Source organism: Candidatus Endolissoclinum faulkneri L2 (genome assembly GCF_000319385.1).
Lineage (GTDB): Bacteria > Pseudomonadota > Alphaproteobacteria > Thalassobaculales > Thalassobaculaceae > Thalassobaculum > Thalassobaculum faulkneri.
The window spans coordinates 88,761-103,726 of record NC_019566.1; the positions used below are offsets into that span (position 1 = coordinate 88,761).

5 protein-coding genes are annotated in these 14,966 nt (G+C 32.8%); 2 read left to right on the top strand and 3 right to left on the bottom strand.

Annotated features, from left to right (window positions below):
* Positions 1-31: 31 nt before the first annotated feature.
* The 3 genes from cysS to A1OE_RS00330 form a co-directional block, all read right to left on the bottom strand.
* A complete protein-coding gene (gene cysS, locus A1OE_RS00320; RefSeq protein ID WP_044283170.1) occupies positions 32-1,432 on the bottom strand; it encodes a cysteine--tRNA ligase in 1,401 nt (466 codons plus the stop codon).
* A 120-nt stretch (positions 1,433-1,552) separates the two neighbouring features.
* Positions 1,553-2,896: a glutamate--tRNA ligase gene (gene gltX / locus A1OE_RS00325; protein ID WP_015087807.1), complete on the bottom strand. Its 1,344-nt coding sequence runs from the start codon at positions 2,894-2,896 to the stop codon at positions 1,553-1,555.
* 46 nt (positions 2,897-2,942) lie between these two features.
* Positions 2,943-4,619 carry an NAD+ synthase gene (locus A1OE_RS00330; RefSeq protein WP_044283172.1) on the bottom strand — a complete coding sequence of 559 codons (1,677 nt, stop codon included), beginning with the start codon at positions 4,617-4,619 and terminating at the stop codon, positions 2,943-2,945.
* A gap of 1,139 nt (positions 4,620-5,758) precedes the next feature.
* Here A1OE_RS00330 and A1OE_RS00335 point away from each other — a divergent pair.
* Positions 5,759-8,053 carry an ATP-dependent helicase gene (locus A1OE_RS00335; RefSeq protein WP_044283173.1) on the top strand — a complete coding sequence of 765 codons (2,295 nt, stop codon included), beginning with the start codon at positions 5,759-5,761 and terminating at the stop codon, positions 8,051-8,053.
* Positions 8,054-9,867: 1,814 nt separating this feature from the next.
* Positions 9,868-11,163, top strand: coding sequence for a hypothetical protein (locus tag A1OE_RS00345; RefSeq protein WP_015087816.1), 1,296 nt, complete (start codon positions 9,868-9,870; stop codon positions 11,161-11,163).
* Positions 11,164-14,966 lie beyond the last annotated feature (3,803 nt).

Below are 14,966 nucleotides of genomic sequence, written 5' to 3' on the forward strand. Positions count from 1 at the left end.
AACTGTGATAAAATAACGCAGAAGATTTATCCTATTTCATTTTCTTCCAAGTAGTGTTACCAATTCCGTCTTCTAGTTTGATTCCTCGGGCTTTAAATTTATCTCTAATTTTATCAGCTTCTTTAAAGTTATGCGCTTTGCGAGCAGCACCGCGTGCAGCAATTAATGCTTCGATTTCTGTGTCTTCTTTGCCATATTCTCCCTTGAACCAAACTTTAACATCGCTTTGAAGCAAACCTAATAATTTGCCCCAGTTTAGCAACTTATACATCAGATTAGATATTTCCCAAGTACAAAATTTATTGGTAAGCGCGATATTTAATTTTCGAGCGATTTGATGCAGGGCAGTTAATGCTAACGGCGTATTTAGGTCATCACACAAAGCAGAAAAGACTAGATTATTATCTTGAACTAGACTAGACTGAGGAGTGTAACCAGATTCTTGTGCTCGATTTATTGCACCGTACAGCTTGTCGAGCTGGATTTTAGCTTTATACAGACCAAACTTAGAAAAATTTAGTGGTTGGCGATAGTGAGCGGAAAGAAGCAACAAACGGATTGCTTCACCAGGCCATCTAGAGAGTAAATCGTGGACAGTGTAAAAGTTACGAAGCGATTTCGACATTACTTCACCTTCTACCGTTACGAAACCGTTATGCATCCAGTAATTTGCCATAGTTCCATGGCCAAAAGCACAGCTACTCTGGGCGATCTCGTTTTCGTGATGTGGAAATATCAGATCAATTCCACCACCGTGTATATCAAATATTTCACCTAAATTATTTGCAGCCATAGCTGAGCATTCTATGTGCCAACCTGGCCGCCCATGACCCCATGGACTATCCCATCCTTGTTGGTCATTTGCAGTGGGTTTCCACAGGACGAAATCAGATGGGTTGCGTTTAAAAGAGACTAGATCAATTCGCGATTCAGCAATAAACTCTTGTTCGTAACGGCGTGAAAGTTGACCGTAATTAGCCGCAGAATGAACATTGAATAACACATGATTATTAGTAATATAAGCATGTCTAAGGTTAATTAATCGTTGTGTAAGGGCGATCATCGCTCCTATATGCTCAGTAGCACGTGGTTGTACGTTAGGTTTGTTAACGCCAATCGCATCCATATCTGCTTTATATATATTTGTTATTTCTCTAGTTAGTACCTCCATTGTTATTCCTAGCTCCTTAGAGCGATTAATAATTTTATCGTCAACATCGGTTATGTTAGTAACGTAAGTAACATGTGCTTCACCATAAATATGTCGCAACAAACGGACTAAAACGTCAAAAACTACAGCAGGCCGCGCATTGCCTACGTGAGCATAATCATATACTGTCGGTCCGCAGACATATACACGCACATTCAATGGATCTATTGTGTGAAATACTTGCTTTTTGCGCATGAGCGTATTGGTAATCTTGAGCTTCATGTCTTGGATTCCGGGTGGATATGTTGGCGCCCTCAATCATTAATGATAGATTTTTGTATTCCAAAAAAAAATAGAATGACAATAGAGAAGCGGGCAAAGAAGAAAAATTTAATCTTTTAGTTAAGCAATTTCTCCGCGCAATCGAGCAATTATTTTTTGACGACTCATCATAGGCAAAATATCCTTAAGTTGTGGCCCAGAATCTTTTGCTGTTAAAGCTTTGCGCAAAGTCATAAATAATGATTTACCATTTCGAGCAGTTTTTAATTTTATCGCAGTAATCCACATATCCCAAGTGTTTTTGTTAAGCTCTTCGAATGGTAACAAATCAGCAGCTGTAGTACAGAATTCAGTATCTTCTTCGGCAATCATAGGTGTGATTGGAGTGTTAAGCACAATCCACCACTCTTTGACTTCGTATAGTCTAGTTATATTACCACGTACAGCTTTCCAGAATTTTTCTCCACCACTCACTTCTAGATTTAAAAGACGATCGGCAACGTCAATGTAAGATGTTTCTTGCAAGATTTTTGCATTAATTTGTATTAGATTATCCAAAAGAAAATGTGGATTTGCGCGACTATAGCGGGTTATATCGAAGTTTTCGACAATTTGTTGCATTGCTGTTGCAGGTACAATTTTGTTGGTACCTAGTCCAGACAAAAGAGAATTAATCGCCATTGCTTCTAACTTATGCGTTTCTCTCAATTCCTCTAAGCTAATACTTCCAAGGCGCTTGGATAAGCTAGAGCCATCAGCGGCTACAATTAACGAAGTGTGTCCTAGCATTGGAGGTTGTGCTCCTAATGCGCGAAAAATTTGTATCTGGGTAGCGGAATTGGTTACATGGTCCTCACCACGAATGATGTAAAGAATAGAAAAGTCAATATCATCGACTACTGAGGCCATAAAATAGGCTGGGCTGCCATCGGCACGTATCATGATTGGATCAGATTGCAAAGCCATGTCTCGCTCACTTCTACCGAGAATTATATCATTCCAAGTGACTGTTTCATGATTTAGCTTAAAGCGCCAGTACGGTAATATGCCTTTGGCTTTTTTTGCTGCTTTTTCATCATAACTTAAGGAAAGTGCAGATCGATCATATATTGGTGGTTTGCCTGCAGATAGTTGCTTTCTACGTTTTAGTATTAGCTCTTCGGCACTTTCATAGCAAGGGTAAAGCCATCCCATTTGTTTTAGTCTTTCAGCTTCAGCAGCATAGCGGTTTAAACGGTCAGATTGTCGAGAAAATACATCCCAAGTAAGGCCAAGCCAATTTAGGTCGCGTTTTATCTTTTCTGCAAATTCAATTGTACTACGTTTAGCATCAGTATCATCAGAACGTAGCATAAAATCACCGCCATGGGCGCGAGCAAATAGCCAATTGATTAACGCTTGACGGGTATTTCCAACATGTAGAAGCCCAGTTGGGCTTGGCGCAAAACGGACAAATACTGCCATAAAACCCCTAATTGTCTCACAGTGTAAATTTCTTTGTATTTGCTCGTCAGATATCTTTCAACTTATACGTATGAGCAAATGCATTAGTGATTGGGTATCGCCGTTCTTTCCCGAAAGATCGACAAGTTAGTTTAATTCCAGGAGGGGCTTGGCGACGCTTATATTCTGCTCGATTAAACATGTGCCAGACTTGTAGCACAGTGTCTTTATCATACCCGTTAGCTATGATCTCAGTTAACGGTGTTTCTTTTTCGACTAAATGAATTAATATTTTATCCAGCACTGAATATACAGGTAATGTATCTATATCCTTTTGTCCTGGCTTTAATTCAGCAGATGGTGGCTTACTAATAATGCGTGGGGGTATACATTCATCATCTGGTCCATAACAATCTGGTGGCTTATTAGAATTACGCCAGCTACAAAGCTTAAATATTGTACTCTTGTATACATCTTTTAATACCGAATAACCACCGCACATATCGCCGTATAGAGTCGTGTATCCAATAGAGATTTCTGATTTATTACTGGTAGATAGCACCATGTACCCAAACTTATTAGACAGAGCCATTAAGAGGATACCTCGTAAACGTGCTTGGAGATTTTCTTCAATGCGATTCTGCGATATAACGCCCACATGCTTGGTTAATATGTTCTCGAAAGTTAGCATAGCTGAGCCAATATTAATATTGCTGTGCTTAACTCCAAGTCGTTTAGCAACTTCTAACGCATCTTCTACGCTATGATTGCTGGTATACGGAGATGGCATAATCACACAACGTACTTTCTTTGCGCCTAAAGCATCAACCGCTAATGTCGCCGACAGTGCGCTGTCAATACCGCCAGACATTCCTAAGATGATGCCAGAAAAACTATTTTTGTTTACGTAGTCGCGCAATCCTACTACCATAGCACGATATATCGCTACCAGACCGTATTTTGGTTCTATTGTATTAGTCTGCGCGCAACACCAACCTTCTAATCCACGCGTCCAGGTTGTAGTAACTACCGATTCTTCCCAAGCAGGAAGATAAGTTGACAACGTTTGGTTAGCATTTAGGACAAATGATGCACCGTCAAATACCATTTCGTCTTGGCCGCCAACTTGGTTTAAATAGACCATTGGCAATCTGCTTTCAATTACACGTGATATGGCATTTTGCAAACGATTTTCCATTTTTTGACTATCGAATGGAGAACCGTTAGGGACTAATAAAAGCTCCCCACCACCAGCTTTAATGTTTTCTACTACGTCAGAGGTCCAGATATCTTCACAAATTGGAACACCAAGACGCAAACCGCGTACTTCTATCGGCTTAGGCAAGGGACCACTATTAAATAGTCTTTTTTCGTCAAACACACCGTAATTTGGTAGGTTTACTTTATATCGGACTGCCTGTAATTTACCTTTATCCAGTAACAACATGGCATTGTACAGCTTGTTTTCTTCTATCCACGGCGCACCCAGCAGTATAGCCGGGCCCCCATCTGCAGTTTCAATAAGCAATTTTTCCACCGCGTTACGAATTTCACCGATAAACATCGGATTAAGCACTAGATCCTCTGGTGGATATCCACAAGCGTAAAGTTCTGGTGTTAGGATTAAATCAGCGTTTTCGTTAGCAACTTGGGCACGTACTGTGCGTAATTTATTTAAATTCGCATCGATATTACCGACGCAAGGGTTAAGTTGTGCTAAGGTAATTAGAAATTTTTTTTTCATAACAAATTTGTTAGTGTTTATAGCATTGAAATATTACAGATTAATTTTATTATTGTATAATACAATATTTATATGCACTTTTTTTCATCTTAATTATCGAATATAAATAATTTGCTATTAAAATTAATATGTTTATTTTTGATAAAATAATTGTTTGAATTTATTAATTATTGCTTTGATATAAAATATTTTTATTATCTTGCAATCGAAGTAAGCCTATGTATCTCTACGTTAAGATGGGCGTTAGATAGGTTGTTATTAAGCTTGCTAAGGTAGAATTTAGGTACTTAGTAAAGTTGTTGTTATAACGCACTGTATATTATTGTTTTTTAGCATCAATCTTGCAGTATTTGTTACTTTGCAGTCTATTTATTTTACTTGCAAGTCAAATTACCTATCTTAAGTTTATATAGATTTTTGATACAATGATTTATAATCAAACCTGTTTACTAATGTTGATCAAATAAGTTTTTATTTAATCAAATTGTTATTCATATACCGAATGCTTATTCATTTTTTAGATAATTTTTTATTACGAGTGTTAATTTTTATTGTTGAATAAATTAAATTATACTGTAAGTAAATTAATGATTTTATTTGTTTAGTTAACAATTTTAGATGATTTAAAATACGATAGTTTTTTTATAAATTTACTTAATATTGCTTAGTATAGAGCAAAAATTATTAAAATAATTTTTATATGAAGTTAATTTAACAAATTAATCCCATATACTTGAACATATTTATTATTTCAATAATGAAAACTAGAAAAATGCTTAAACTGATTATACATGTCAAGAAATGGTCTTAATAATGAGTAGAATTAGTTAAAATTCTATATCTATAATAAAGTGCAATAGCTTAGTTACTTGATTAATGATATCCAAATGACTAGAACAAATTAGCGAAAATTGTTCTAATAAATCAAAGCGATATAATTTTATTATCATTACAAAATAAGATATTTGAATACAAAAATTAGTATATTTTTTAGATATATTGAGGGGTTTTGTATAATAAATTTATCTTAAAATTTTTAAGAGTGGTGTGGGTATGGGGCAATTATAAATTTATTTGACTGATTGTATAAGCCTTTATTTAGATCTAGTTTTGTGCAAACGTACCTGTTCTGTGTCGGGATGTGTCCACAATATAATTATCTAGCTGGTTTAAATGATGATCAACTGGTTGCAGTAGAGGCACTAGATGGTCCTGTATTGGTATTAGCTGGTGCTGGTACTGGTAAAACTCGGGTGTTGGCAAGTCGTCTTACTCGCATCTTGACTGTGGAGAAAGTTGATCCAAGGAATGTTCTAGCTGTTACATTCACAAACAAAGCAGCCTATGAAATGAAAGAACGAGTCAGCAAAATTGTTGGCTCTGCGACAAAACAAATCTGTTTAGGTACCTTTCATGCGCTGTGCTCTAAGATTTTACGACAGCATGCTGATCTTATAGGGCTTAAATCAAATTTTTCTATATTGGATACTGATCAGCAAATCAGCTTAATAAAGCAAGTTTTACGAGATGAAAATATTGAAGAGAAGCATTGTCCCGCTCGAGCATTAGTAGGTATTTTCCAGCGTTGGAAAGATCGTGGCTTGACTCCAGATAAGCTTTATTCTACTAAATTTGGTAATATATTCGTAAGTAATCCAAAACAAATCTATCAGCGTTATCAAGATAGGTTGATAAACATGAATGCCGTTGATTTTGGTGACCTTATTCTACATTGTCTTACTTTATTCCAAAATAATATGTATGTACTACAGCAGTATCAAAATCAATTCCGATATATAATGGTGGATGAATATCAAGACACTAATTTAGTTCAATATTTGTGGCTGCGTTTGCTGGCTCAAAATTATAAAAACATTTGTTGTGTAGGTGATGATGATCAGTCGATTTACGCTTGGCGTGGAGCGGAAATTGCTAATATTATTAACTTTGAGAATGACTTTCCTGGAGCTAAAGTTGTTAGGTTAGAACAAAATTATCGCTCTACTTCTCGCATCCTAGCTGTCGCTTCTAGTTTGATTGCGTATAACAAAGGTCGTTTGGGTAAGATTTTGTGGACGAGAGGAGATGACGGCGAGCAAGTCATTGTGCGCTGTGTACGTGATGGTTATGAGGAAACAAGAGTTATTTGCGAACGAATTAAACATTATCATAAGACTAATGTGCCTTTACGCGAAATAGCTGTGCTTGTACGCAATGGTTTTCAGATTCGTGCTTTCGAAGAGCAGCTAGTTACTCTTGGTGTGCCTTATAAGACTACTCCGGCTGTACGATTTTATGACAGTAAGGAGATACGCGATGTTATCTCCTATTTACAAGTAATATCCCAGCCACAAAATGATTTAGCCTTTGAGAGAATAATTAACGTTCCCGCTCGCCGTATTGGCAAGTCGACAGAACGCATTTTATTCCACTATGCTCGAATAAACAACATTCCTCTAACAATAGCCGCGGAGCATATTGTGCAGGATAATGTATTAAAACCTGCTGCAAGACAAACAATTAGCTTGCTAATGAAAAATTTTGCACGCTGGCGCAAGGCATCAGAAAATGATTCCTTATCGAAACTTACTACCAAGGTGATAAACGAAAGCGGTTATATTGCTTTTTTGCAGAAGGATTCTTCGCAAGAAGCACTGAATCGCTTGGATAATATAAGCGAGTTACTAACTACTTTAGAAAAGTTTAGTAGCCTTGATAATTTTTTAGAACATATCTCCTTAGTTATGGAAGGAGTTGATGCTATAGAATTTGAGCAAGTTAGTCTAATGACATTGCATGCTGCTAAGGGATTAGAGTTTGAAGTTGTCTTTCTTCCTGGCTGGGAGGAGGGAATTTTCCCTAATCAGCACGCTATTGATAACAAAGGTGTTGATGCTTTGGAGGAGGAGCGAAGACTTGCTTATGTCGGTTTAACTAGAGCGCGAAAACATGTAGAAATAGTTTTTGCTGCTAATCGCTATCTGCAGGGATTTTGGCAAAATGCAATTCCTTCACGATTTATTTCTGAAATGCCAGTAGAGCATTTAGCAATGATTGGAAATTTTAGCTCTTATAATACTAATATCAGTCACTGCTACTTTGATGACGTTAGGTATATTCAAAAGAATAAATTCAGAGTATCTGCTCTGGACAGTCGCAAGACTGCAAATAATTCTATAATTCGCAATACAGACTACATTTACCAAAAGTATGATAATATTCATACAGAAAATCCAAAAATTAAGGGTGATTTATCTACGAATAACAGTTTTAGATCTGATAAATTTTCTGTAGAAGAAAGGGTTTTTCATAAAAAATTTGGTATGGGAACTGTAATCAAAGTTTATAAAAGAGGTAAGCTTGAGGTATTGTTTGACTGTGAAGGAAATAAAAAAGTCGTCGATACTTTTGTTTCCAGGCAAAAATCTACTTAAGCTGTATATTACTTTATAACCATTATTATTAACCTATAAAAATAATCATAAATAAAGTACTTATATACTAGATCGTTTTGATAAAGATTAATGCTCTTTGCTAAAATAGTAAGATCTCTTTGAAGATCATTAATTTTTAAATTAAGATTACTTTGTAGTGCTAACAATGTATAAAAATATTTACTCTTCATGCATTTAATGAGAAATTGCTTAGAGCGATTTACTTTTATTGTGATTTATTTATTTTTTTCAGATACTCTATTAATTCTATCAATAACGGTACTTATTAGCAGATAATTGACTATCTTTGGGTTTCTTTGGCATTAATTACATAAGAATAAATTCTAGCATAGAATATTATCCTATTAGGGTTAGCTTGTTTTTGTAGTTATATTTAGCTCCAAATAATTAAATATTGTTATTGTACTACTATTTTTACAATAGGTACTGCGCTTTCTAGCTTTTATAGTTTAAACCTATATGCTAGTAAAATTAATTTTTTTTTAAAAGGAGTTGTCAATCAGATGGTTATCTCTGCAACATTAATCTTCTACGGTAGATGCATTCCGAGATCTTGTTTTAGGCTTTTATGTTAGTGCTATTGTAGAGTCAAATATCGCTATTATTAGGTTTTCCATTTCATATTCAATCTTAATAAACAATCAAGCAATTAAATTCTAAAAAAAAGAAGAATTTATTACAACTATAATATCTTATAGTCAGAAACTCTAACTATAAGATATTATAGTGCAAGCAATAAAATGTACTAAGAGATATTTATTTTCAGTGATTTTGCTTCTTGCTAGAAGCAATTTTTCGTTTTTAAAGCGTAAAGCAATTATGCAAAATTGCTTAGTTTGTTTTATGATATGGCTTTTGTTTATTATAATAAATAGCAAATATATTTTAACTTACTCTATAATCTTAAGCTGTTTCATTATGTGATTTTCTCACTGTATACTGCCAATTTCAGCCTTGATGAATTAGTTAAAATGATCAAACTATATTGCTAATTATTTATAGGCAATGACTTATTAGAAAAAATACTAATTTACCCGTGCTTTATTTAGAATATTTAGTTTTATATTTTTTACGTATTTCTCTTATGGAGAATACAGCTTGTTTGGTAGAACAGTATTTATATCAGATAAAACGCTAGTGTTGAAAATTAGATTAGCCCAATTGAATAATGATCAGAATTCTTCTAAATAAGAATATGATAAAATGTTCAACCTTCATAAAAATATTCTCTTTTTAAGATAAAAATTTTACTCAATGAGTATTAGCACTTTTTATTAACGATTAAATTATATATCATTAAGCAATATTAAGATAGATGATTACTACAATAGATTTTAGATGCCAATGATTAACGAGATTATAGATAAAATAATTACTAGATAAGTTAATAAGAAAATAAACGATATTTGTACTATCCGAGGTAATACAAACGATATATTTGCTATTAATATATAGCAAATATATAAAAACAGCCAAATTGATATATTATAATTGTTTTTTTATACTGTAATCAATAAAGTTTATCATTATTTATTTTGTACTATCAGTTAAAATGACGGTAAGCAGTCAAAATAGTTGAAGAAAATTTATATCATTCGTGTCGAATTTGCTCGAGTTGCGTCATGCTTGAGTCATCTTTAAAGACCTTGTATAGTATCTGTTGCTTTTTCTCTTGAGAAGATTTAATATCCTTTAATATTTTTAATAATTTAATATCTACTAAATAGTTTTTATAAGATCTAACTTTGCTAAAGGGATAAGCGTACTTTTTTGATGATATTGGGATAAGTTGAATGTTTCACAAACTACCCATCGCCAACGATATTGACGCTTGTTTTATGCATAAAGTTGATGGTGGATTTTCGCTGAAAAAATTTAAGGAGATGGCAGAATTAGGGAGTATCGCTTTAGAGTTTATTCGAGCACGTTGTAATGACGGTACTCTTCCTATATTAAACTTGCCTTACCATCGTGATGATATTGTTTCTTGGAAACCTATAGTCGATCGATATCAGTCACTCTATGACGATGTAGTAATTCTTGGCATTGGTGGTTCTACTTTGGGCAGTGCTACTATTTGCGCTTTGGTAGATGGCTGTGTTATTACTGCCCCGCGAATACACTTTCTTGATAATATTGACCCTATTAGTTTTGATTCACGCTTATCTAGTTTTGATAAGGAAAAAACAGGCTTTCTAGCTATATCTAAATCGGGTAGTACGACTGAGACTTTAACAAAACTTTTAATCGTAATTGATAGATTGGGTAATAAAAATTTTAGCACTCAAATAATTTGCCTTACAGAACCGACTGATAACCCAATGCGTCGCATTGCTGCCACACATGGTCTTCTTTGTCTAGACTATGACCCTAAGGTCATAGGCCGATTTTCTGCTTTATCGACGGCCGGATTACTTCCTGCTGCCATTGCTGGCATTAATGTTGAAGGAGTGCGTCGCGGAGCGGCTGCTGTGTTGGATGCAACTATTTTTGCTAAAAATCCGCTAGACAATCCTGCTATAGCTGGAGCTGCAATTAACGTGGCACTAGCCAGGGATCATGGAATTAATCAAACCGTTTTTTTGCCTTATGTAGAAAGACTTGAACGATTGTCTATCTGGTTTCGCCAACTTTGGGCCGAGAGCTTGGGAAAAGAAGGGTATGGCACTACTCCAATTAATGCAATGGGCGTAGTTGACCAACATAGTCAGATGCAGCTTTATCTTGCTGGTCCAAGGGATAAATTTTTTACCGTGATATGCAGTGATCCACGTGGTTTAGGTGGACGTATACGTGGTGAACTTGCTGGTAGTGCTGCTGAATCTCTTAATTATTTGCTCGGCCATACTATGGGCGATTTAATGGCAGCAGAGCAGCAAGCAACTATTGACAGTTTAATTAGTAACTGCTGCCCAACTCGTCTTATTCGTTTTAGCAATTTAAATGAGGAAGTCATGGGTGGGTTAATTATGCAGTTTATTTTGGAGACTATCGCTGCTGCTCAGATGATGCGTATCAACGCTTTTGATCAACCTGTGGTCGAGGAAACTAAGTTATTGATCCGTCAGTTTTTACAGGAGGAAAATTAATTTTGGATATAATGGGCGATGTATGTTATCTCTTATACAATATTGTCTTTAAGAACGTATGCCTGACACTATAGTTAATAGATTTTTGCTGGAAAATTATTTTATCATATTGCTACCACCTTGAATAAATTAGTTGATAACGAGACTAATTCTGATGCAATTCGAATCAGCTCGTGTTGCGAGATGCTGGCCTACCTTAATCTTAACAATTAGATGATCGCTAGTTGCACTGATGTTTGGTTTGTTGTCAATTTCGCTAGAAAGCTTCTTTATCTCTAAGGCTCCTTAAAATCGTAATTGCTAATATTTATAAATTTGAACTTTTGCGGGGAAAAATTTCATAGATCGGATTTGTAAGTCAATTGTCAATTACTTAAGCCAGAATTAATAACGATGAGATTTTGAAAAATTGAGGTAAATAGCGGTCAATTTTTATGCAATTGAAGCTAATGGAACTGAAAAAAGTTACAAGATATAGCTAAGTAACTTAATTTTTGCTAATCTAGTTAGATTAAAGTCTTGAAATCGTCACGCAATAATCAGCATATCAATATAGATATTATTCAGCAATTAGTGGCCGTCTATTCAACACATTGTTAGTGGCCATTTGTTTCCATTAGCAGGCTAAAATTCTATATCAAGTTATTATTATTTGTATAAATCCTTACTAAGTTGCTATTATTAGTTATGCTTTTAATGATAAAGAATTAATCATGCGATACTAAGAATGTAATTATCTTCTTACTGAAAATGTGAACTTGTTTTACTTTACGTAAAAGATCTAGCCAAAATAGTTTTATTTCTAGTGGTTGTCTGTGCGCGATAATGATGTCCCTGTTTTGCTATACAATAGCTATATAGATTTTATACCTTAAGGTTTTTTATCTAAATGACGATTTTTCTTATACTAGTTCAATGATAATTAGGATGTAAAGGTTTATCTAGTTAAAAATGAATTATGATTTAGCGATGGTAGATTGATACTTAATTTGCTTGCTGATGTTTTAAAGCAACCTAAAAACAGACTAATTGTATTTTGATTAGTGATATTAGGAGATTATACTTTAAAAGCTTTCCGCCTCAAAAAACGATCATAAAACAAAAGTGGGTGTTGATCATTTAATTGCTATCTTAAAAATTTCAGATCGAATTTTTACATAATCAATTAATAACTCACGGTATATCTTTTGCGAGTTAGCTCAAGTTTAGCTTGTTGGAAAAATCTAAATGGAAAAGGCATACTTTGCTTCAGTTAATTAGAAAAATTGGATTTTGAGAAAAATCGGAAAGTAAAAATGAAACCAATCGAGCAAGATATGATTCTTTACCTGAAGATAGCTACAGGTCTATGTATACAGTAAGTGTATTGTTTCTAAAACAGTAAATGGAACTGTGATTATTAAGTGAGGTAAATCTTATTTTTTTTGAATTCCAAGATAATCTTTGGTTTGTTGCATAACCTAGTGTAAGACATTATGGATACTCATTATCCACTATCCTTGCACGATCATCTTAGCTGATATTTGTAATAAAATAACATCTATAGCTCGCTTTGTTCTCTTCAGAGATTGAATATTTAAGGAGATCAACGCTGATCTTTGTCGTATTGATATATTCATCATTCTTGCAGATATATCAATACGCTTATGGTGTTTAATTCTAACGATATCAAGAGGCTATTTGCGTCAAGATAGTAAGTTAAGGATACTAGGTATATCTATTACATTTTAAATATAATCTTTTTTGTACAAAAAAGATTATACAACAAAACTACTTAAGTATTGTTTAGATTAACTTATCCCTTATTATTATGAATGCATATTTTATAATGAATAAAGACCTTTAAATTATGGCGGTAGTTTTTTTTATTTTGTCCTAGTAATTCAATCAACGTTTTATTTGTTAACAAGCTCCTTTTATGTAAAATAAAGATTAATTAATTTACCATTGAGTAAATTGCGATCTGGGCAATATACCGATTGCAGCTAATAAAGATTAAACTTACTATTTTTGTTGTTATTAAGTAATAAATATTAAATTTATGAACGATGTATAATTAAGCTTAAAAAAAATATTATTCAAATCAAAAGATAAGCTGTCTATCTTTAAGTAGATTTTTACTGATTAGTATTTATGAAGATATTTTCAGTCATGTTTCCTTGTGTTAGCTTAGTTAATTTGTGCGCTAAAATGAAAAATTCTTTTCAAGAAAGCATACAAAATTTTTGTATCTTCTGTAATTTAAGAGCAATTACATAGTTATTAAATTTGCTACTATGAATTTAATTTGTTTAAATCTGTAAACGATGTTTTATTAAAATCATTTGTAAACTACACAGAAGATTAGTATTTATGTTGCTATGCTAATCTTATTTAAGATAAAGCAATGCTTATTAAATTCGAACAATGAATACTTAAAAATTAAGTTAATGAATTTCCTCTTTAAAAAAAAGTGAAATTTATCTAAAAAACCGACTATTATTTGTCCCTACTAGGATGGGCTAGAAGAATTCTGTAGAAAAAATTTTTTATAGCAAAAAATTTTAATATTAATTAATGAAAATATTCTCATTATTTTTTAATTAATATTAAAATAATATCAGATATGCATAAAATTCACATACTTTTTTTTAAATAAATGTGTTATTATTAATTTTACTGCCATTATTTCAACTAGATTAAAATTTAATTTTTTTTATTAACTATGCTAAATATAGGTGGTTTATATTTTAACTAATTTTTTTATATTTTGTATTGACAATTGATTAATTTTTTATATTATGTAACAGTTTATCGTTAGATGAATCTACATTTACGTTGATGTTGCTCTTGATAATCTTTAGAACATTCCGTATTGTTATTGTTTAAAATTAGGCGTTAAGTTACTTAATGTTTTCTGTATTAATTTGGTATAGTTTAACTAGAAAAGGTTGTTTTATCAGTCTCCAATGAACTAACGCGTCTCTCTTCTAACAAGAGTTTAATAATTTAGACTTAGCAGTATTTCAGCTATTTATACTACATTTGCTTTAAATCCATGATTTTATTTTTTAATAAAAATTAAAATGTTACTCTTGATTTAAAAATAACTCAGGAGAAATATTTGCTTGTGTTATCACTAATAAAATATGCAAAATAATTTTTTATTGACTTTAAACAAAAGACAGTGTTTGTTATTTTGTAGGATTTAAAATGATACAAAAAACTGTTTTATTATAGATTGATATTGAATAACAACAGCCAAAGATTGTTCTAACTAGTTTGCCAATTAGTATAATTTATTTAACAGTTGTTAGTAATTTTAGATTAAAAATAACTGCTTTATTATATATTAACATACTCTAGAATAGCATCTGAATATTGGCTATTATTAAATGAAAACAAAAAAAGTAAGGCGCAAATTTCGCAAGATTATGAAAAATCTTTTTAAGGTATCTTACTATGGGTCATAATTGATAATAACAATTATTGAGAAGAAGTAATGCATTCTGGCTTTGTGCTTTAGGTAAGCAATGTATAACGTAAAGCTTGGGAAGATATCACCTAAAATAATAACAATATTTTGATCAATTAATGGATTATAAATATTATAATGTTTTTGCGTTATCTTTATACAAAAGAGTCTTTTAAGATTGACAAGGCTTAACTAATTTATGCTAGTCAGTTATCGATATTGTGTTAAAAATAAGTTAAAAAAATTACTTTATCACATGATTGTGTAAAATATTATAATGTTTGCAAATTATGCAAAAGTATCTGGTCTCTCGCTGAGACTATCTTTATTGTTATAATCTGCGATGATT

Coding starts and splice junctions, on each gene's coding strand:
- cysS (WP_044283170.1), bottom strand. CDS start 1,432: ATGAAGCTCAAGATTACCAATACGCTCATGCGCAAAAAGCAAGTATTT.
- gltX (WP_015087807.1), bottom strand. CDS start 2,896: ATGGCAGTATTTGTCCGTTTTGCGCCAAGCCCAACTGGGCTTCTACAT.
- A1OE_RS00330 (WP_044283172.1), bottom strand. CDS start 4,619: ATGAAAAAAAAATTTCTAATTACCTTAGCACAACTTAACCCTTGCGTC.
- A1OE_RS00335 (WP_044283173.1), top strand. CDS start 5,759: ATGTGTCCACAATATAATTATCTAGCTGGTTTAAATGATGATCAACTG.
- A1OE_RS00345 (WP_015087816.1), top strand. CDS start 9,868: ATGTTTCACAAACTACCCATCGCCAACGATATTGACGCTTGTTTTATG.